Consider the following 20,969-nt stretch of genomic DNA (forward strand, 5'->3'; position numbering starts at 1 on the left):
CGACCGGCGGCACGACGGCGACGGCCGGGCCGGCGACCGGCGGCACGACGGCGACGGCCGTCTCACCGGCCACCGGCGAGACCGTGCCGGGCACCCCGGTGACCGTTCCGGCGACCTGCTGCCTCGCCCCGCGACCACCCCCGTGGCGTGGGCCGGGACGGCGGAGACACCGGCACCGGCGGCGGCCATCGCCTCCACGGCCCGGCCCTCCGCCCCGGTGACCGTCTGCCGCGCGGCACCGGTCGTGCCCGCCGCGCTGCGGCCCGCACCGGCGACGGTGCGCTGTGCGGTCGTGCGGACCACTCCGTCGACGCCCTGCGCCCGGGTGTGCGCGGCGGTCTGCGCTCCCTGGAGCTTGGTCTGCGCGGCGGCGAGCGCCTGCTCCAGTTCGGGCGCGAAGGCCGCGAGGGGGCCGAAGAGGTAGTCGATCTCGTCCTGCGGGGAGGCCGCATCGGACACGGCGGCCCCGGCGGCGCTCCCGGCGCGCTCCGCGGTCGCGGCGGCGCCGGACGCGGCAGCGTGCGTGGCGGCGGAGTGCGCCCGGTGCGGGACCGCCACCTCGGCGTCGACGTACCGGTGGGCCCGGTCGGCGGTGGACGCCGTCGTGTGGGCCCCGGCCATCGCGGCCGCGGCCGTATGCGTCGGGGCGCCCGTGATGTCCGTGGCCTCTGGGGCCGTTGTGCCTTCTGCGGCCCATCTGGTCTTCGTGACGTCCGTGACGGCGGAGGGTGCCGTGGCCGCGGTGGCGGTGGCAGTGACGCCGGAGACGGTGTCCTGGACGTCGGTGACGGCACCTCCCACCGTGCCGGTGACCGCGCCGGCCGTGTCCGCGGTGTCGATGCCCACGTCGGGCGTGGACACGGACGTCGCCGGCAGTTCGTCCGCGCTGGCGACGGCGGAGCCGAGCGCCCACGCGCCGGTGACACCGGCGGCTATGACGATGGAACGGCGGATGTTCTTGTTCATGCGTGCGTCAGATCCTTCGGGAATCCGGGAGTTCGGGACGTGCCGAGTGCCGAGTGCCGTGGCCGGGGCCGGTCTGAGGCCGATGGATCCGTGACGCTCCGGCGGTTCGGAAGGGGGAACCGGCGGTCACGGATGCGGTCCGGCTGCGGCGGCTCGGGCCGGCGGCTGCCGTCCGGGGAGGTCCGGGAACCGGAGGGACCCGGACGGCGGACAGACCTGTTCCGTCCCCGCGTCTCAGGTCTCACGGGGAGGAGGTGCCGCCCTAGCCGGGGAACTCGGGGATGTCCCGGTGCCTGTCCCGGGTCCCGTCCGCGGTGACGACCGCGGTGGCGCCGGGCACCAGCCGCAGCGGTGCCCGGTGGTTTGCTGCGACGGCGTGCCCGTCGTGCCGCGGCGCACCGCCGTCGGTGGCCGGCCGGCCGCCGAGCGCGCCAGTCGGGTCGCCGTCGGGCGCCTGATGCCGCGGCAGACGCGCGGACCGCCCGGCGTGGGGGGCTCGGTGCGCGTACTCCCCCGCGTCGGCCCTGGTGTCCCGCGGCCCGTACTCGCCACCGGGCCGGTGCTTCACCGCGGCCCGGTGCCCCGTGCCGCCGCCCGGCTGCTGCGGCACCGCCGGCGTCGGCAGGGTGTACACCGGAGCCGTCGGCGGCCCCGGTGGTTCCGGCAGAGCGGGCAGGGACGGAAGGCCGGGCAGGGAGGGCAGCGACGACAGCGGCGGCCACTGCGCCGACGCGTCCGCCAGCCCGCCGGTCACCGTCTGCAGAAGATCCCCGACCGGTCGGACGACGGTGTCGCCGACGGGCCACAGGAGGGTGTCGGAGACCGGCCGAAGGACGGTGTCGCCGACCGGGTGTACGAGTCCCTCGGTGACGGGGCGGACGGCCCGGCGGACGGTGCCGGAGACGGCGGGAAGCGTCCCGGTCACCGAGGTGCCGGAGTCGTCGGCGGGGGTGCCGGGCGCGGTCCGGGTGGGATGTGCCTCGGGAGCCGGAGGAGCCGTGACGGGGGCGGTGCCCGGCTCCGTGGCGTGCGCGCCGGAGTGGCGCGCGGGCCGCGGGCCGGAGGCCGGCAGCGGGAGTCGGCCGTCAGGCGCGTGTCCAGGGGCGGCGGCCGGAGGGGCGAGGTGAGCCAGAGGCGAGGACGGGCCGGTCACCGCCCGCACTGCCACGGTGCTGAGGGACCGTTCGGTCCGCCCGACCGTTTCCACGACGTCCCGCACGGCGCCGGCCGGGGTGCCGGAGGCCATCGGGGCGGCTGGAGCCGTCAAGGCCGGCGGTGTTCCCTCCGTCGCCTGCGCCCGCTCCCCGCAGAGGAGTCCCAGTGCCACCAACCCGGCCACCAGCAGGGCCAGATACAGCGCACGCCGCCCGGCCGCGGTGCGCATCGTGCGCAGTGCGGGGCCGGTGAACGGAAGTGTGCTGGGCAGGGTCACAACGGGGAGAGCCTCCGTGCGGCGGGACGCAGCGGTACGGGGCAGTACGGGGCGAATGCGACGCACCGTCGATGGCGAAAGGCCGTTTCGATCCTCGCACGGCCCTCCCGCGGTTGCGCAAGCCCCCTGTTACCGATGAGTATTCATGTCTGGTTTGCCCCTGGCTTCCGTCACGCATCGGCTGATGTCACTTTTGGGCGTGGTCCTTTGCCCGTCGGCGGGTGTCACACGCTCTCCGGTATCGGCAGCGGCCGCTTCTCGATCGCCGCCGCCATCACATCCGGGAACAGGTCGGGCGTGCACGCGAACGCCGGTGCGCCCAGCGCCGCCAGCGCCGCCGCGTGCTCGCGGTCGTACGCGGGCGCTCCCTCGTCGGAGAGCGCGAGCAGCGCCACGAACTGCACACCCGACGCCTTCATCGCCGCCACCCGCTTGAGCATCTCGTCCCGTATCCCTCCCTCGTACAGATCGCTGATGAGGACCACGACGGTCTCCGCGGGCCGTGTGATCTGCGACTGGCAGTACGCCAGCGCCCTGTTGATGTCCGTGCCTCCGCCCAGCTGGGTGCCGAAGAGGACGTCGACCGGGTCGTCGAGCTGGTCGGTGAGGTCGACGACGGCCGTGTCGAAGACCACGAGACGGGTGGCGATGGACCGCATCGAGGCGAGGACCGCCCCGAACACGGACGCGTACACCACCGACGCCGCCATGGACCCCGACTGGTCGATGCAGAGGACGACCTCCTTCTTCACGGACCGCGACGCCCGCCCGTACCCGATCAGCCGCTCCGGTACGACCGCGCGGTACTCCGGCAGGTAGTGCTTGAGGTTGGCCGCGATCGTGCGGTTCCAGTCGATGTCGTGGTGACGGGGCCGACTGACGCGGGCACTGCGGTCGAGGGCACCCGTGAGGGTCGCCCGGGTACGGGTGGCGAGCCTCTTCTCCAGGTCCTCGACCACGGTGCGCACCACCGCCCGGGCCGTCTCCTTGGTGGTCTCCGGCATCGCCTTGTTCAGCGAGAGCAGCGTGCCGACCAGGTGGACGTCCGCCTCGACCGCTTCGAGCATCTCCGGTTCGAGCAGCAGGGTGGACAACCCGAGCCGGTCGATGGCGTCGCGCTGCATGACCTGGACGACGGACGAGGGGAAGTAGGTCCTGATGTCGCCGAGCCAGCGCGCGACGGACGGTGCGGACGCCCCGAGCCCCGCCGAACGGTCCCGCCCCCGCTGCGGTTTGTCCCCCTTCCCGTACAGCGCGGTCAGCGCCCCGTCCATCGCCGCGTCCTGCCCGGTGAGCCCGTACCCCGTGCCGTCCGCGGCATCGCCACCGAGCACGAGCCGCCAGCGCCGCAGCCGCTCATCGGCTCCGGCCGCCCCGGTGCCCGCGGACCCGACGGAGTCACTGCTGGTCCTGCGCGTACTCATGTGGCCACTCCCGCAAGGTCGTTGACATCACTGCCGCCGGGCTCGTCCAGACCGAGCAGCAGGCGCAGCACCGGCACCACCGCGTCCGCCCGGCCGGCGTCGAGAGCGGACCCGAAGCCAGGAACGCCCGGCCCGGTCCGTGCGCTGTCCCGCGCACCCGGCCCGCGTCGCACCAACTCGCCGAGCGTGCGCCGCACTCCCGGCTCATACGCCGAGAACGTGCGCCGCAGCAGCGGCAGGACGTCGGTGAACGCCTCCGCCGGCACGCCGGTCAGCCACGCGTCCACCAGCCCGAGCAGCCGCTCGTCGTGCAGGAGCAGCATCCCGCCGCCGGAGCCGCCGCCGACGAACCCCTCGATCCACGCGGCCGCGTCCGCCGGCGCCGTCCCCGGTGACAGCACCAGCCCCATGAGACGGGCCGCCTCGTCCTGCGCCAGCTCGCCCTCGTCCAGAAGCAGCCGCACCGAACGGCCGCGGATGACTCCGGGCACGGTCTCCCGCTGGGACAGCACCCGCAGAACGGAACGCCACCGCCCGCGTATGTCGCCGTGTGCCGCCGCCCCCGTCTCCCCGAGCAGCCCCACCGCCCCGTGCACCGCGTCCACATGGCGCCGCATCTCCTCGGCGGCCTCCGTGTCGAGTGCGGCGCAGGCCGGCGGCAGCCCCACGAACACACGCTCGGCGAGGCCCGCCGCGACGTCCGCCAGCGCCCCGGTGTCCGTGCCGCGCACGTCTCCATAGCGCAGGGAGCGGACCAGGGCGGGCAGGGCCTGGGCGAGATGGCCGACGTCCGCGTCGAGGGCGGCGCGGTCGGCGAGGACCCGCATCACCACGGGCAACGCGTCCGGCAGCTCCGCCAGGAGGCAACGCTCGGCGAGCGCCGTGACGTCGGCGAGCGCCTGCGCTCCGGCCGCGTCCGCCTCGGCCTTGGCGGTCGCGGCGCCGGGCACGGTCGTCCCCCACACCCCCGCCTCGGCGACCCGCACCGCCAGCTCCGGCTCCCAGCGCAGCCGCCAGGTCTCGCGGAACGTGCCCGTACTGCCGCGCGAGGCCGCGGGCTCGCCCCAGCCGATGCCGAGGAGGCACAGCCGGTGAAGCAGCCTGCTGCGCCCGGCGTCGGTCTCCTTCCGCAGGTCCAGCTCCAGCTCCCGCTCCACAGACTCCGGTTTGAGCCGCAGCCGCTTCTGGAGCCGGGCCAGGTCACGCTGCAGGGGGACGGCGGGGGCCGCCGACGGCACCTCCCCCAGGACGTCACCGACCACGAGCCGGTCGTGCACCAGCGCCAGCGGCACGTCCGAGCCCTCGCACATCACCGCTCGCACCGCGTCGGTGGCCTCGGACAGCCCCGGCAGCGGGCGCCCACGCAGCGCCGCGAGCGTCCCGGCGAGCCGCACCGCCTCGATGACATGGGCGGAGGACACGATCCTGTCCTCCTCGCGGAGCAGCCCCGCGACCTTGGTCATCCACCGCTCGACGGGCCGATCGGAAACGCCGAACAGATGCCCGTACCAGCCGGGCGAGTCGATCCCCGCGCCGTAGCCACTGGCCCGGGACAGTCTCCGATGGGTCCAGGGCACCCAGGTCATGTCGGTCTTCACCTTGGGCAGCCCCTTCAGCAGGGCGCGGTCGGCCGCGACGGCGGTCCTCCGCCGCAGCGCGGGCACATGCCAGGCCCCGCACACCACGGCCACGTCCTGGCCGAACTCCCGCTGGGCCGCGCGTACTTGGATGCGCATGTGCGCCTCGCGCACAAGGTCCCGCCGATGTCCCCCGGTGCCGTACGCCTCCCGCAACGCGGTCATCGCCTCCTCCAGCGCGGCGAACGGCGCGAGCGCGCCGCCCCTGCCCGCGCCCCGGTGCTCGACGACGTCCTCCCACCAGCGCTCCGGATCGTCGTAGCCGGCGGTCTCGGCGAGCACGGCCAAGGGGTCGACGCGGACGGTGTCGGCGCTCCCGGACGGGCCGGACGCCTCCTGCTCCGCCTTCCCCTCCGCCGCCGCCTGGGCCTCACCGGGCGCGTCGCCCACCGGTGCCGGTTCCTCCCCTTCACAGGCCAGCGTGTGCGTCGCCGGGAGGTCGATGAACCGGGCCGGAACGCCGCATTCGAGGGCCCAGCGGATCGCCACCCACTCCGGGGAGAACTCGGCCAGCGGCCAGAACGCCGACCGCCCGGGCTCGTCCACGGCGTGCGCCAGCAGCGCCACCGGCGGCCGCATCTCCTCGTCCGCTGCGAGCGGGATCAGGGTGTCCGCCTCCGGTGGCCCCTCGATCAGCACGGCCCGCGGCCGCACCTCTTCCAGGGCGGCCCGCACGGCCCGCGCGGACCCCGGTCCGTGATGCCGCACCCCGAGCAGCAGCGGTTTCTCGCCGGCCGTCCCGCCCGGCGGCCTGTCAACGCCCGTCACACCGTCCCCCTCGCCATTGGGGCCGCCCCGGCTCGTCGCCCCCCGCCGTTCCCGTTCCGTCGCGGCGCCCGGCACCGGTCGGCACGATCGCTCCGCTCACCGCGCCGACCGCGGCCACCGTGCTGGGGACGTTCCGTGTGGTGCCGAAGTCGTTCACACCGACACCTCCCGGCACGCGCGGTAGAAGTCCGTCCAGCCGTCACGCTCGCGGACCACCGCCTCCAGGTACTCCTGCCAGATCACGCGGTCGGCCGCCGGATCACGGACGACGGCGCCGAGGATGCCCGCGGCGACATCGCTCGCGCGCAGCACCCCGTCGCCGAAGTGGGCCGCCAGTGCGAGCCCGTTGGTGACGACGGAGATCGCCTCCGCGGTGGACAGCGTGCCGCTGGGCGACTTCAGCTTCGTACGGCCGTCGGCCGTGACACCGCCCCGCAGCTCACGGAAGACGGTGACGACACGTCGGATCTCGTCGATGCCGTCGGGAACGGCCGGCAGGTCGAGCGAGCGACCGATCTGCTCGACGCGGCGGGAGACGATGTCGACCTCGGCCTCGGGGCTCTCCGGAAGGGGCAGCACCACCGTGTTGAAACGGCGGCGCAGGGCGCTCGACAGGTCGTTGACGCCGCGGTCGCGGTCGTTGGCCGTCGCGATCAGGTTGAAGCCGCGGACCGCCTGCACCTCCTGCCCCAGCTCCGGTATCGGCAGCGTCTTCTCCGAAAGGATCGTGATCAGCGTGTCCTGGACGTCGGCGGGGATACGGGTCAGTTCCTCGACCCGGGCGACCATCCCCTCGGACATGGCCCGCATGACGGGGCTGGGCACCAGCGCGTCGCGGCTGGGGCCGTGCGCGAGCAGTTGCGCGTAGTTCCACCCGTAGCGGATCGCCTCCTCCGGGGTGCCCGCCGTGCCCTGCACGAGCAGGGTCGAGTCGCCGCTGACGGCCGCCGCCAGATGCTCGGACACCCAGGTCTTCGCCGTGCCGGGCACGCCGAGCAGCAGCAGCGCCCGGTCGGTGGCGAGGGTGGTGACGGCGACCTCGACGATGCGGCGCGGGCCCACGTACTTGGGCGTGATCACCGTGCCGTCCGACAGCGTGCCGCCCAGCAGATAGGTGGCCACGGCCCACGGCGAGAGCTTCCAGCGGGCCGGGCGGGGCCGGTCGTCCTGCTCCGCAAGCGCGGCGAGCTCGGCCGCGAACGCGTCCTCGGCATGCGGCCGCAGTGCCTCCACCGACGCTTCCTCCTCCGCTGACGCCTTGTCCTCCGCGGGTGTGTGCACGGGCGCGGTCGCCCGCCCGCCCGGGTCTGCTCCCCCGCCCCCGTTCGCGGGCGCGGACTCGCTCGGGCTCGGTTCCACGGACTTGGGATCGATGGACACACGCATGGCCAGGTCCCCCTCCAGCTCGGCCGGTTCGGATCTGCCACCAACCGTGCACCACACCACTGACAATGCGCTCCCACCTGCGCAAACGCTGTCGCCCACGGCGATTGTCAGTGCCAGGACCTACCGTCGACGACATGACTCAGCAGGGGGTGCGCTGGACGGCGGACCAGGTGCTGGCACTGGCACCTGACGCCGCGTCGCGCAAAGCCGGAAGCAAACTCGGCGCGGCCGGGCCGTGGTCGGAGGCGGGCAGTTCTGACGAGGGGACGGTGTGGGGGCTGTGCAAGGGCAGCGGCAGCAAGCCCTATCAGACGGTCGTCGACATCGCGGACGTGACGGGGCCGGCGTACAAGTGCAGTTGTCCGAGCCGCAAGTTCCCGTGCAAGCACGCGTTGGGGCTGCTGCTGCTCTGGGCGGGCGGTGACGGCTCGGTACCGCGGGGGCGGGCGCCGGACTGGGCGGAGCAGTGGATCGAGGGGCGCAGACGGCGTACGCAGGACAGGCGGACGGCGGGTGGCTCGCCCTCCGGCGGTTCCGCTGATCCCGAGGCGGCCCGGCGCAGGGCGGAGCGGCGGGCCGAACGGATCACCGCGGGGGCGACGGAGCTGGAGCAGCGGCTGACCGATCTGCTGCGCGGCGGCCTGGCCGCGGCCGAGCAGGCGGGGTACGGGCTGTGGGAGGAGACGGCCGCCCGCATGGTCGACGCGCAGGCTCCGGGGCTGGCCGCGCGGGTAAGGGAGTTGGGCGCGATCCCGTCGTCGGGGCCGGGGTGGCCGGTGCGCCTGCTGGAGGAGTGCGCGCTGGTGCACCTTCTGGACCGGGGCTGGCTGCGCCGGGAGCGGCTGCCCGACGGGCTGGCGGCGACGGTCCGTTCGCGGGTCGGCCTGCCCGGCTCGGCGGACGGACCGCCGCTCCGCGACCGCTGGCTGGTCCTCGCGCAATACGACACCTCGGACAGCCGGCTCACCACACGGCGGATCTGGCTGTACGGGGCGGAGTCGGACCGCACGGTGCTGCTCCTCTCCTACGGGGCGGCCGGGCGCGCACCCGAGCTGGCCCTGCCGGTGGGGCTCGCCTTCGACGCAGAGGTGTCCGCGTATCCGGGGGCGGGACAGATGCGGGCCACCCTGGGCGAGCGGTTCACGCCCCCCGCGCCTACCGCGGTACGGCCGCCGGGCGTGACCACCGCCCGGGTGGCGGCGCGCTACGGGGAGGCGCTGCGGGCCGACCCCTGGCTGGACTCGTTCCCGGTGACGCTGGGCCGGGTCATACCGACCCCGGTCGAGGACGGCTGGCAGCTGGCCGACGCGGACGGCGGCACCGCCCTGCCGCTGACGCCGTCGGCGGGCGCCCGCCCGGGCCTGTGGCGCCTGGTCGCTCTGTCGGGCGGCGCCCCGGTCACCGTCTTCGGCGAGTGCGGCCACCGCGGTTTCAACCCGCTCACGGCCTGGTCCGAGGGGGCGGGAGAGGCGGTCCCGCTGTGCTGACGCCGCCCCCGGACGGCCTCGTTCCTCCTCGGATGGGACCTGACATGCGGGACCTGACATGAGGGGTCTGACGAGGGGATCTGACATGAAGGATCTGACATGAGTGCCGCACCGACTTCGCCGGACGCTCTCTCCGCCGTGCCGTGGGAAGAGCTCGTGACCGTGGCCCTGCTGGGCACCGACCGTCGTACCCCGCCATGGCTGCCGACGGGCCGAAAGGCGCCGACGGCGCTGCTGGACCTGGCCGCGGTGGAGACCGTACGCCGCCGGGCGGGGCTGAACCCCGCGCCGGCCGGGCCGCGGCCGGCGCCCGCGGCGGCCGACCCGCGCCCACCACTGCCGCCCGCCGCGACCCGCAGGCTGGCCATGCTGCTGTCCGACCGGCCCGGCACCGGCGGCGGAGGCCGCCGGGGAACGGCACCCGACCTGATGGAGCTGTTGCCGCAGTGGCTGTCCCTGGCCAACGAGCTCGGTTTCGCGGCACCCCCGCACATGCTGCCGGCGCTGCTGGACGCGGCCCGCGGACGCACGGACCTGCGGCCGGCGGCACTGGCCTTCGCCGGCCCGCGTGCCCTGTGGCTGGCCCGTCTGAACCCGGACTGGCGTTTCGCCCTGCGGTCGGTGCCCGGCGGCGGATCCGAACTGCCGTTCCCGGAAGAGACGGACCGCGTCCAACGCCTGTGGCAGGAGGGCCTGTTCGCGGAACGGGTGGCCCTGCTCGCCGCGCTCCGCTCGCGACAGCCCGCCCTCGCCCGTGCGCTGCTGGCCACCACCTGGACGACGGAGCGGGCCGAGGACCGCCTGATGTTCCTCGACTCGCTCCGCACGGGGCTGGAGGCCGCGGACGAGTCCTTCCTGGAAGAGGCGCTCTCCGACCGCAGCCGCAATGTGCGGGCGACGGCGGCGGAGCTGCTGTCGGCGCTGCCGGACTCCGCCCTGGCCGGGCGGATGGCCACACGGGCGGCGGCCTGCGTGGCGGTCGACCGTACGCAGGGCGAGCCGACGATCGTGGTGGAGGCGCCGCACGAGTGCGACCCGGACATGGAGCGCGACGGGGTGGTGCCGAAGCCTCCCGCCGGACGCGGCGAACGCTCCTGGTGGCTGGGCCAGTTGGTGGAGGCGGCACCGCTGGGCTCGTGGACGGCCCGGCTCGGTGGACGCACGCCGGAGGAGATCGTCGCGCTGCCGGTGGCGGACGACTGGCAGGGCGAACTGCACGCGGCGTGGTGCCGAGCGGCGGTACGGCAGGGGGACCCCCGCTGGGCACGGGCCCTGCTCGGACCGCCGTCGGCACCGGAGGCCGGCGGCCCGGGGGCGGTGTCGCTGGCCGAGCGGGCGAAGCTGCTGTCGACGCTGGGCCCGGAGGAACGGGCCGAGTGGGTGGCGGGGTTCATCGCCACGCACGGTCTGTCGGAGGCGTTCCAGCTCCTCGGGGTGTGCGCGGTGCCATGGTCGGCCGCGCTGGGGCGGTCGGTCGTGGACGCGCTCGACATCGCGCGGGACGCCGGAAGTTATCCGTGGAGCTTCAGCGGGGTGATGGGTCTCGCGGAGCGCTGCCTCGACCCCGCCGAGGCGAGCCGCCTGGAGGCGCTGACGGCGATACCCGACGAGACGGAGGACACATCGCCGGGTGCGGGCGGCTACTGGGCGGAGGCGTTCCAGCGTCTGACCACGACGCTGCGGCTGCGCGCGACGATGCAGGAGGAACTGAGGGAGCGGTGACGCGGTGCACGGTCCGGCCCTGTGGACCTGCCCGCCCGGCCGGGGAGCTTCGGCCCGCCTCTCAGCGAGGCGGCGGAGGCCGCCGCGGCCGGGCGAGGCGGCCCGCCCCGCCCTAGTCCCGCGCTACGCCTGTGCCGGCTGGCGTACGTTCGCCCGTACCCAGTCCACGATCGACGCGGTGGTCGCCCCGGGGGTGAAGATCTCCGCGACGCCCTTCTCCTTCAGCGGCGGAATGTCCGCCTCGGGGATGATGCCGCCGCCGAAGACCAGGATGTCCTCCGCGTCGCGCTCCTTGAGCAGGTCGATCACCGCGGCGAACAGCGTGTTGTGCGCACCGGAGAGGATCGACAGCCCGATCGCGTCGGCGTCCTCCTGGATCGCCGTGTCGACGATCTGCTCCGGCGTCTGGTGGAGGCCGGTGTAGATGACCTCCATCCCCGCGTCGCGCAGCGCCCGCGCGATCACCTTGGCCCCGCGATCGTGGCCGTCGAGCCCCGGCTTGGCGACCACCACGCGGATCGGACCGGCTGCCACACCCATCACTGCCTCCATGAAGCGACTACTCCACCCTGTACCGACGTACCGCCCTGCCGCCACACGACCGCACCCGCAGGCAGGACCGCACGGACGGTTCGGCCCGCACGGACCACGCGCGCCGCGGGGCTTGCGGCACAGGCGCCCCGTGCCGCATCGACCCGGGAAGTGAACGAACGTTATCGCCAGCATCTCGCACCCGGCAGTTTCACGGTGGAGACCGAGGGGGAAATCACACAGTGGGACACATTCGCCGCGCAGGGTCCCCCCTTCTCGCGGCACGCGGGCCGCAGTCACCAGCGGCTCGGGCGCCACGGGCGGAGCGGACCGTACGCAAGGAGAGCCGCCATCAGTCGGCCGCACCATCGCAGCGCCCGTCGGCGCCCCGGTGGCGGGGTTCGCCGGCGAAAGGCACTGCAAGGGCACGACAGCGGGGATCAGGACCCGTACGAGGAGGACGGGAATCGAGCCACAAGGACGCCAGGGATAACGTCATCACGACGACAAGGCTCCCGTCGCGTCACCGGCGCCCATACGCCGCATCCGCGGTGAGCGCCGACCCGCGGCACCAGCCCCGCAGGCCACAGCCATCGCGGCTTTCCGCAAGGGCTCACGGGGGACAGAGGCGTCCTCGGTGCGCCGACGGGAGGTCGGCCATGAAGGTCACTGGGGCGGTACCGCCCATTCTTCCGCTCTGCCAGCGCCTGTTCCCCAGCAGGCTGGCCGGACTCTCCATGGATCTGCTGAAGGCGACCGCCCTGGAGCTGGCGATCCTGGCCGGACATCTGCTCCTCTACCCGTCGGGAATCGTCCAGGAGCGTCCCTCCGCCCCGGCCCTCCCCCCGCAGGGCACAGCCGCCCCGCTCCCCGGCGGAGCCAAGCCGCCGGTCGTCCTGCTCCACGGGTTCATCGACAACCGCTCCGTCTTCGTCCTGCTGCGCCGCAACCTCGCCCAGCACGGCCGCCAGCACATCGAGTCGCTCAACTACTCTCCGCTCACCTGTGACATTCGGACCGCGGCCCGACTGCTGGGGCGGCATATCGAAGAGTTGTGCGAACGCACCGGGCAGTCACAGGTGGACATCGTCGCGCACAGCCTGGGCGGGCTGATCGCGCGCTACTACGTGCAGGGCCTCGGCGGGGACCTCCGCGTCCGCAAGCTGGTCACGCTGGGCACGCCCCACTCCGGCACCCGTGTCGCGCCGCTCGCGAACGCTCATCCGATCGTCCGCCAGATGCGCCCGGGTTCCCCCGTGATCGAGGAGCTGCGCCGCCCGGCCCCCGGCTGCCGCACCCACATCGTGAGCTTCTGGAGCGACCTGGATCCCCTGATGGACCCGCTGGAGTCGGCCTGCGTCGAGCACCCGGACCTCCTGACACAGAACGTGCGGGTGAGCGGCATCGGCCACCTCGCCCTGCTGGTGCACCCGGCGGTCGCCGCCGGGATACGGCAGGCGCTCGACCTCGAACAGCCGGGAGCCACCGCCGAGGCCCTGACCGTGGCTTGACGTCCGCGGTTGCGTCGCGCCGCCCACCGGGCAGGCGGCGCGACGCAACCGGAAAGGCAGCCGAAGGGGTCAGCGGAAGGGCTCCGTAGAAGGGCTCCCTCAAGGGGATCCACCGAGAGCGCCCGCCGAATGGCCGCCGCCAACCCCACCCGACGCCTCCCGGCATCTCCCGGACGTCCGCACGCCCTCGAACATTCATCGAACAAAGAGCCAAGGTCGCGCCGGGGGCCGCCGAAACACGGCCGAATGCCCGTTTCCTGCCGACGGGAAACCTGCCGAAGATTGTCGCGCCCGCGTACCGCCGGGTACAGTCGCCGCACTGCTCTGCCAGCCCCTGTTGTCGAGGCGAAAGAGAAGTTGGTGAACGACCGTCACCCGTCGGGGACCGCAAGCCCCCCGGCTCCGGCCTCCGATGCCGCCTCGACACACTACGCGTCGCACGGTCTCCAGGACGGCCACTACGGTGAGTTCACGACCTACGCCGACCCCTCTGCGAGCGCGTTCGGCACCGCTGCCCCGACGGCTGCTTTCGTGACCGACCCCCTCTTCGGCGATCTCCCGGGCGGCGGCTCGACCGGCGCGTACGACGCCACCCAGTGGTCCACCGGCGGTCACGCCACCCTCGGCACGGGCAGCCACCAGACGGTGACCTGCGACCCGTACACCGCCCAGCACCACGCCCCGTACGACACCGGATCCCATGACACGACCGCCTGGGCGGCCGGCTACCAGCAGTTCGCGGGCGTCCCGGCGCAGGCCGCGGCCCCCGACGCCACCGGCCAGTGGGACGCGCAGGCATGGACCGAGGCCGGCCGGTGGCCGGAGCAGACCCAGCAGTGGGAGTGGGGCACGCAGGCATTCGACACGGGCGCCTACGACGCCACGCAGTGGAACTCGGCCGGCACCGCCGAGCAGCAGGAGACTCAGGACCGGCAGGCCGCGGCCACCGCGACGGCGACCTTCGAGCAGGACGCCCCCGAGTCCTTCGACTCCTTCGAGTCCTTCGACTCCTTCGAGCAGTGCCCGTACGAGCACGTCGCCGCTTCGGACGAGGTGTCGGGGCCCGACCACGAGACGCCCGCCGAGGCGCCCCTCCTGCTCGACGACCAGGAAGAGGTCGCCTTCGTCCCGGCCCCGCGCTCCGCCTCCCGGACCGCGAACCGTTCCCGGCGCCGCAGCCCGGCGAAGCGTTCCGCGCTGCTGACGGTCGCGGTGCCCTCGATGTGCGTGATGGGGGTCGCCGGAATCGCTGCCGCGACCGTCGACTTGGGCGGGGACGACGGCAAGGAGACCACGGCGAGCGCGTCCGACACGACGGCGGTGAAACCGTCCGCCGCCAACAACAAGCTGGACTCCCAGCTCGAGGGCCTCTCCGCGGGCGCGCACGACTTCGCGGACCGGGCGAGTCGCACGCAGGAGCGTATCGACCTCAAGGCCCAGCAGGCGGCCGAGAAGAAGAAGGCGGCTGAAGAGGCGGCCCGCAAGGAGCGGCTGCGTCCGAAGTTCGCGCTGCCGGTCCTGCAGAAGGGGCTCAGCGCCTACTTCGGCCAGGCCGGCGTCAACTGGATGTCCGTGCACACCGGCATCGACTTCCCGGTCTCGTACGGCACCACCGTGATGGCCGCCACCGACGGCACGGTCCGCACCCAGTGGAACAGCGCCTACGGGAACATGATGATCGTGACCGCGAAGGACGGCACGGAGACGTGGTACTGCCATCTCTCCAGCTACCGGGTCTCATCGGGCACCGTCGTCAAGGCCGGCCAGCCCATCGCGTACTCCGGCAACTCCGGCAACTCGACCGGGCCGCACCTGCACTTCGAGGTACGGCCGGGCGGAGGCGCCGCGATAGACCCGCTTCCCTGGCTGCGCAGCCACGGGCTGGACCCGACCTGACGGATGATCGGCGGGCCTGCCGCCGGGCCCCACCGACGGCCCGCCCGGCCCGGCACCGAGCAGTACCGCGAACTACAGCTTCTCCACCGGCGCATACCGCAGCAGAAGCCGCTTCGGCTTCGTGTCGCCGAAGTCGATCGTCGCCTCCGCGTTCGACCCCGTGCCCTTCACCCCGACCACCGTGCCCAGGCCGAACTGGTCGTGCGTGACGCGGTCGCCGACCGTCAGGGAGATCACGGGCTTCTCCGTCGCGCCTCCCCGTCGGGTGGCGAAGCCGGCCGCGCCCACGGCCGAGGACCGTGACCGGGTCGACGACAGCGACGCCGCCACACCGGAGAGCGGCCCCGCCGGCACCGGGGCGGAGGGGGCGCTCGTCCGCTTCCACTCCACGTGCTGGTCCGGGATCTCCTCCAGGAAACGCGAGGGCGGGTTGTACGAGGGCTGACCCCAGGCGCTGCGCAGGGCCGACCTCGTGAGGTACAGCCGCTCCCGCGCGCGGGTGATGCCGACGTACGCCAGGCGCCGCTCCTCCTCCAGTTCCTTGGTCTGGCCGAGCGCGCGCATGTGCGGGAAGACGCCGTCCTCCATGCCGGTCAGGAAGACCACCGGGAATTCGAGGCCCTTGGCGGTGTGGAGGGTCATCAGCGTGATGACGCCGCCCCCCTCCTCCTCGTCGTCGGGGATCTGGTCGGAGTCGGCGACCAGGGCGACCTTCTCCAGGAAGTCGGGCAGCGTGCCCGACTCGCTTTCCCCGCGCTCCTGCTCGAACTCAAGCGCCACGGCGGCGAGTTCCTGAAGGTTCTCGATGCGGGTCTCGTCCTGGGGATCGGTCGATGCCTGCAACTCCGCCAGGTAGCCGGTGCGTTCGAGGACAGCCTCCAGGACCGTGGCCGGTCCCGCGCCCGACTCCACGATCGTCCGCAGGTCCTCCATCAGCGCGTTGAACCGCTTGACCGCGTTCGTCGAGCGCGCGGCCATGCCGTACGCCTCGTCGACGCGGCGCAGCGCCTGCGGAAAGCTGACCTTCTCCCGCTGGGCCAGGGCGTCGATCATCGCTTCGGCGCGCTCGCCGATCCCTCGCTTCGGCACGTTCAGGATCCGCCGCAGCGGCACGGAGTCCTCCGGGTTCGCCAGCACCCGCAGGTACGCCAGGACGTCCCGGACCTCCTTGCGCTCGTAGAAGCGGACGCCGCCGACGACCTTGTAGGGCAGTCCGACGCGGATGAAGACCTCTTCGAAGACGCGGGACTGGGCGTTCGTACGGTAGAAGACGGCGACGTCGCCCGCCTTCGCCTCGCCCCGGTCGGTGAGGCGGTCGATCTCGTCGGCGACGAACTGCGCCTCGTCGTGCTCGGTGTCGGCCACATAGCCGGTGATCCGCGCGCCCGCGCCCGCGTTGGTCCACAGGTTCTTGGGGCGGCGGGACTCGTTGCGCTCGATGACCGCGTTGGCGGCGCTGAGGATCGTCTGGGTGGAGCGGTAGTTCTGCTCCAGGAGGATCGTCGTGGCGTCCGGGTAGTCCTCCTCGAACTGGAGGATGTTGCGGATGGTCGCGCCGCGGAAGGCGTAGATCGACTGGTCGGCGTCGCCGACGACGCACAGTTCGGCGGGGCGCAGGTCGTCCTCGCCCGGCGGCACGTCCTCGGGCCGGCCGCCGCCCGCGGGACCGACCAGCTCGCGCACCAGGGCGTACTGGGCGTGGTTCGTGTCCTGGTACTCGTCGACGAGCACGTGGCGGAAGCGGCGGCGGTAGTGCTCGGCGACGTCCGGGAACGCGCGGAGCAGGTTGACCGTCGTCATGATCAGGTCGTCGAAGTCGAGCGCGTTGGCTTCGCGCAGTCGCGACTGGTACAGCGCGTACGCCTGGGCAAGGGTCTTCTCGAAGCCGTCGGCGGCCTGGGCGGCGAAGTCCTCATCGTCGATCAGCTCGTTCTTCAGGTTGGAGATCTTGGCGCTGAAGGACTTGGGCGGGAAGCGCTTGGGATCGAGGTCCAGGTCACGGCAGACGAGCGCCATCAGCCGCTTGCTGTCCGCGGCGTCGTAGATCGAGAAGGAGGACGTGAAGCCGAGCTTCTTGCTCTCCCGCCGCAGGATGCGCACGCAGGCGCTGTGGAAGGTCATCACCCACATCGCGTTCGCCCGCGGGCCGACGAGTTGCTCGACGCGCTCCTTCATCTCGCCCGCGGCCTTGTTGGTGAAGGTGATCGCGAGGATCTGGCCGGGGTGCACGCCCCGCTGGGCCAGCAGATACGCGATGCGGTGCGTGAGCACACGGGTCTTGCCGGAGCCGGCGCCGGCCACGATGAGCAGGGGGGAGCCGGCGTGCACGACGGCCGCGCGCTGGTTCTCGTTCAGCCCCTCCAGCAGCGCCTGCGGGTCGAGGGCGGGGCGGTGCGCGCCGTTGCGGTAGTAGGGGTCGCGGTCCGGCGGCACGTCGAACCGTCCACCGAACAGATCGTCCGGAACCGGCTCCGCTCCGTGATCGTCGTCGGGCGGCGGTGGCTCCTCCTCGTGGGCCGGGGTGCCCTTGAGGTCCGCCAGGAAGCTGTCGTCAAAGAGGCTGCTCATCGCTCTCCGAGTCTAGGCCGCCCCACCGACAACCGGTTGCCGCCCCGAGAAGTCCGTCCCGCCGGAGCCTGATCCGGGTACGGGTACGGGTACGGGTACGGGTACGGGTACGGGGATCTTCCGCGACCCCCACCCCGACGGGTATCACGCTGCGAACCCGTCACATCACAGGAGGCGACGTCCCGCCGGAGTCCGTCCGTCTCCCGCCCCGGCCGCGAGCGACGCCCGGGAACCGGGCACGGGGCACCACTTGCCCCGACTCCGGGGGAAAGGCGGCCAACATACCGCAGACCCCTCCCCATTGACCGCGGTGAGCCACACCCATGGTCAAGGTCACGAAAATGTATCGGGCATATCGCACATCAACCTTCACACGGGCCGCACCAGTTGGCTACGGTTCCGGGCGGGCCGCTCGCCCCCCACCGGCGAAGGTCGCCGGGCCGCGCGGCCCCCGCCGAGTCCGGTGTGCCCGTGGGCAGCCGGAGCCGGGGACCCAACCGACCTTGGGGTGAATCGGCCAACCGCCTTTCGGGGGGACGGCCGTAGGGCACACCTTCCAAAGCCACCCGCCCGAACCCGACAGCTAACCCGGTAGGCGGTGTACGGAAGGAGTCGCCTCCCATGGCGCCGCACCGCAAGGCGCGCCCCTCAGGCACGCGCATCGCAGGCATACGGACTCCCGCCCTCGCGACGGCGGCCCTCACCTCCGTGGCCCTGCTCTCCCAGACGGCGAACGCCGCACCCTCCACGGACGGCAGACCGAGCCTCGAGGAGGTCGAGAAGAAGGTCGACGAGCTCTACCACCAGGCCGAGTCCGCCACCGACGAGTACAACGCGGCCAAGGAGAAGACCGCCAAGCAGCGCAAGCGCGTCGACACACTCCTCGACGACGTCGCCGAACGCACCCAGAGGCTCAACGAGGCGCGGGACGAACTGGGTTCGTTCGCCGCGGCGCAGTACCGCACCGGGGCCGCGGCCCCCGACACGGCCACCTTCCTGCTGGCCGACTCGCCTCAGGACTACTTCGACCAGACCCAGCTGATGGACCGGCTGACCAGCCGCCAGAAGGACGCGGTCGACCAGTACGTCACCGAGCAGTCCGCGACGATGCAGAAGCGGCGGGAGGCCGCCAAGAGCCTGCAGACGCTCACCGAGTCGCAGCAGAAGCTCAGAGCGACCAAGGCGGACGTCCAGAAGAAGCTCGCCACCGCGCGGCAGCTGCTGTCCGACCTGACCGCGGAGGAGAAGGCGCGGCTCGCCGCGATCGAGAAGAAGAAGCAGGAGGAGGCCCAGCGTCAGGCGGAGGAGCTGGCGCGGCAGCAGGCGGCGCAGCAGGCCGCCCGGCAGCAGTCGTCCTCGGGCACCACGACCGGCACCTCCGGGTCCTCTTCCACGTCCACGGACTCCGGGTCCACGTCCACGGACACCTACGCGACGAAGGCGGCCAAGGCGCTCGACTTCGCCCGCGCACAGATCGGCAAGCCGTATGTGTGGGGTGCGACCGGGCCCGACTCCTACGACTGCTCGGGCCTGACCCAGGCCGCCTGGAAGGCCGCCGGGGTGACACTTCCGCGCACCACCTACGACCAGGTCAACGCGGGTACGACCGTCTCGCTCGCCGATGCCAGGCCCGGTGATCTGATCTTCTTCTACGACGACATCAGCCACGTCGGCATCTACATCGGCAACGGCATGATGATCCACGCCCCCAAGCCCGGTGCGTACGTGCGCGAGGAGTCGATCTACTACGACGGCGCGTCGATCATCCACAGTGTGGTGCGGCCGGCCTGAGGCCGTGGCCGCCGATGCCGTCCGGCACGCGCGCGTGGGGTTGTTTTCCGCCTCCCCGCGCGCGTGCCCCGTACCCGACCCCCGTGTACGTGCCTAGCATCGGGCGCATGTCAGGCACCTCCGCGCTCCGCACCCGGTGGGTGCGGCGTCCGCCCGCCACCGGTGCCGCCGTGCTGGCGACCGGCATCCTGTCGGTCGGGCTGCATCTGACCGGGTACGAGGTCCTCTCCCGTATCGTCCTGGCCCTGGCGTGCTCCGCCTGGCTGGGGCTCGTCGCCGACGCCGCCGTGCGCCTGCTGTGGCTGCGCGGGCCGTGGGAGCCGGCCCGGGCGGGCTCCCCGACCGCGCTCACCCCGGTCGCGGCGACCACCGTGCTGGGGGCGCGGGTGTCCCTCCTGGGCGCGCAGCGGCTCGCCGGGGCGCTCCTCGCGCTCGCCGTCGCGCTGTGGGCGGGCCTGGTGTACCCGGTCCTGCGGCGGGGGGAGCGGCACCGGCCCGGGGTGGTGTTCCTCGGGTGCGTGGCGACGCAGGGGATCTCGGCGCTCGCGGCGGTGATCGCCGCGGCGGTGGGCATGGCGTGGCCGGCACACCTGGCCCTGGTCTTCTTCTGGCTCGGACTGGTGTTCTACCTGGTGGGGCTGTGGCGTTTCGACCCGCGGCAGCTGCTGACCGGTGCCGGAGACCACTGGATCGCCGGCGGCGGGCTCGCGATCTCCACGCTGGCCGGGTCCCAGCTCGTCGCCGCGGCGCACCACGGACCGTACCTCTGGAGCAACGACGACGACGGCGTCCTGCGGGCCACCACCGGCGCCCTCCTCGTCCTCAGCTTCGCCTGGTACGGCGTGCTGGTCGTGGCAGAAGCGCTCCGGCCACGGCTCGGCTACGACGCACCGCGCTGGGCCACCGTCTTCACGCTGGGCATGACGGCGGTGGCGACACTGTCCGTCGCGTCCTCCCTGGGCACGCCGTGGCTGCGCGGCCCCGGCCGGGTGCTGCTGTGGATCGCGGCGGCCGTCTGGTGCGCGGTCCTCGCGGGAGCCGCCCACGCCGTCACGCGAAGCCTCAGTTCCCCCGACGAGGCCCAGGACGTCAGACCCAGAGAACCGCGATGAAGATGTTCACACAGGTCAGCGCGCCCACGAGGCCGAAGAGGGGAGCCTGGACCCTCTCCTCGTCGCGCTTGACGTAGACCAGCCCGAGGATCACGACGAGCACGGCCAGCTTGATGCCGATCTTGACCATGTTGAGCGTGTGGTCCTGCGCCTCGTTGACGCCGACCAGGGCGACGCCCGTCACGAGCATGGTCAGCGCGCCGTGCAGCATCGCGGGCACGAAGCGCGCGGTGCCCTGGCCCATGGCCTTCATCTGGGTGAGGAACCCGCCGAGGAGCGCGCCGATGCCGATGATGTGCAGACCGACGAGGAAATGGGTGAGTACGTCCATGGCCGGAGCCTAATCAGGGCTCCTACGGCGCCCGACACCGGCCCAGGGGATGCGACGGCGCTCGCACCGCCCGTTTCCCGACAGCCTCCCGCCCGCCTCCCCACTGCGGCCCGATCGCATTCCCTCCGCATATATGCGTCCCATAGCAGCGCGTCACCGCCCTGTCGCCCGGAACCGCGGCATCGGTCATCGCACAGCGTGAAGCCGCAGAGCCCAGGGCGGGATCACGGTCACATACGGTCACCGGACGGTCCGGTCACGCCAGTTCCGCACATTGAGTCACCAAGGCATCACGCACCGGATTACCGTCCTTCCCCAGGTGACCGGCTCCCCACCGCCGCCCGGGCCAGGGGCGGCCGTCGGCCACTCCCGCCGAGAAGATCCGGCGGCGGCCCGTTTCCCCTGTG

At 73.1% G+C, this 20,969-nt stretch carries 13 protein-coding genes, 1 pseudogene and 1 riboswitch; of the genes and pseudogenes, 6 read left to right on the forward strand and 8 right to left on the reverse strand.

Annotation, left to right across the window (positions count from 1 at the left end):
• The 5 genes and pseudogenes from ACFSL4_RS26100 to ACFSL4_RS26120 all read right to left on the reverse strand — a co-directional run.
• Window positions 1–966 (reverse strand): annotated as a pseudogene (locus ACFSL4_RS26100) (hypothetical protein); the annotation flags it as partial.
• A gap of 262 nt (window positions 967–1,228) precedes the next feature.
• On the reverse strand, window positions 1,229–2,398 hold the full coding sequence (locus ACFSL4_RS26105; RefSeq protein WP_381087705.1) for a hypothetical protein: 1,170 nt from the start codon (window positions 2,396–2,398) through the stop codon (window positions 1,229–1,231).
• Window positions 2,399–2,622: 224 nt separating this feature from the next.
• On the reverse strand, window positions 2,623–3,822 hold the full coding sequence (locus ACFSL4_RS26110; protein ID WP_381087708.1) for a VWA domain-containing protein: 1,200 nt from the start codon (window positions 3,820–3,822) through the stop codon (window positions 2,623–2,625).
• Entirely contained in the window at window positions 3,819–6,227 is a 2,409-nt protein-coding gene (locus tag ACFSL4_RS26115; RefSeq protein ID WP_381087711.1) for a DUF5682 family protein, read from the reverse strand. Before ACFSL4_RS26115 ends, ACFSL4_RS26110 begins: the two co-directional genes overlap by 4 nt.
• Before the next feature lie 153 nt (window positions 6,228–6,380).
• Entirely contained in the window at window positions 6,381–7,613 is a 1,233-nt protein-coding gene (locus tag ACFSL4_RS26120; RefSeq protein ID WP_381087714.1) for an ATP-binding protein, read from the reverse strand.
• A 134-nt stretch (window positions 7,614–7,747) separates the two neighbouring features.
• Between ACFSL4_RS26120 and ACFSL4_RS26125 the strand changes: the two genes are divergently transcribed.
• Window positions 7,748–9,100, forward strand: coding sequence for an SWIM zinc finger family protein (locus ACFSL4_RS26125; protein WP_381087717.1), 1,353 nt, complete (start codon window positions 7,748–7,750; stop codon window positions 9,098–9,100).
• Between the two features lie 99 nt (window positions 9,101–9,199).
• Entirely contained in the window at window positions 9,200–10,822 is a 1,623-nt protein-coding gene (locus ACFSL4_RS26130; RefSeq protein WP_381087720.1) for a DUF5691 domain-containing protein, read from the forward strand.
• A gap of 123 nt (window positions 10,823–10,945) precedes the next feature.
• On the opposite strand, the gene ACFSL4_RS26135 is transcribed toward ACFSL4_RS26130, so the two are convergent.
• Window positions 10,946–11,362, reverse strand: a complete 417-nt coding sequence (locus ACFSL4_RS26135) for a cobalamin B12-binding domain-containing protein (protein WP_044383287.1) — start codon at window positions 11,360–11,362, stop codon at window positions 10,946–10,948.
• Window positions 11,363–12,012: 650 nt separating this feature from the next.
• Between ACFSL4_RS26135 and ACFSL4_RS26140 the strand changes: the two genes are divergently transcribed.
• Both ACFSL4_RS26140 and ACFSL4_RS26145 read left to right on the forward strand, forming a co-directional pair.
• The gene (locus tag ACFSL4_RS26140) at window positions 12,013–12,864 is read left to right on the forward strand and encodes an esterase/lipase family protein (RefSeq protein ID WP_381087723.1); all 852 of its coding nucleotides are present in this window, start codon (window positions 12,013–12,015) and stop codon (window positions 12,862–12,864) included.
• Between the two features lie 246 nt (window positions 12,865–13,110).
• Window positions 13,111–14,760, forward strand: coding sequence for a M23 family metallopeptidase (locus ACFSL4_RS26145; protein ID WP_381087726.1), 1,650 nt, complete (start codon window positions 13,111–13,113; stop codon window positions 14,758–14,760).
• A gap of 72 nt (window positions 14,761–14,832) precedes the next feature.
• Here ACFSL4_RS26145 and pcrA read toward each other — a convergent pair whose 3' ends face one another.
• Window positions 14,833–17,328, reverse strand: a complete 2,496-nt coding sequence (gene pcrA, locus ACFSL4_RS26150; protein WP_381087729.1) for a DNA helicase PcrA — start codon at window positions 17,326–17,328, stop codon at window positions 14,833–14,835.
• A gap of 442 nt (window positions 17,329–17,770) precedes the next feature.
• Window positions 17,771–17,941, forward strand: a riboswitch (cyclic di-AMP (ydaO/yuaA leader).
• A gap of 8 nt (window positions 17,942–17,949) precedes the next feature.
• On the opposite strand from pcrA, the gene ACFSL4_RS26155 reads away from it, so the two are divergent.
• Both ACFSL4_RS26155 and ACFSL4_RS26160 read left to right on the forward strand, forming a co-directional pair.
• Window positions 17,950–19,119 carry a C40 family peptidase gene (locus ACFSL4_RS26155; RefSeq protein WP_381087732.1) on the forward strand — a complete coding sequence of 390 codons (1,170 nt, stop codon included), beginning with the start codon at window positions 17,950–17,952 and terminating at the stop codon, window positions 19,117–19,119.
• 107 nt (window positions 19,120–19,226) lie between these two features.
• The gene (locus ACFSL4_RS26160) at window positions 19,227–20,231 is read left to right on the forward strand and encodes a tellurite resistance/C4-dicarboxylate transporter family protein (RefSeq protein ID WP_381087734.1); all 1,005 of its coding nucleotides are present in this window, start codon (window positions 19,227–19,229) and stop codon (window positions 20,229–20,231) included.
• Here ACFSL4_RS26160 and ACFSL4_RS26165 read toward each other — a convergent pair.
• Window positions 20,209–20,562 (reverse strand): hypothetical protein, encoded by a 354-nt coding sequence (locus tag ACFSL4_RS26165; protein ID WP_381087736.1) that lies wholly within the window; start codon window positions 20,560–20,562, stop codon window positions 20,209–20,211. The genes ACFSL4_RS26160 and ACFSL4_RS26165 overlap by 23 nt on opposite strands.
• Window positions 20,563–20,969: the final 407 nt, after the last annotated feature.

This window comes from Streptomyces caeni, assembly GCF_042678285.1.
Taxonomy (GTDB): Bacteria; Actinomycetota; Actinomycetes; order Streptomycetales; family Streptomycetaceae; genus Streptomyces; species Streptomyces caeni.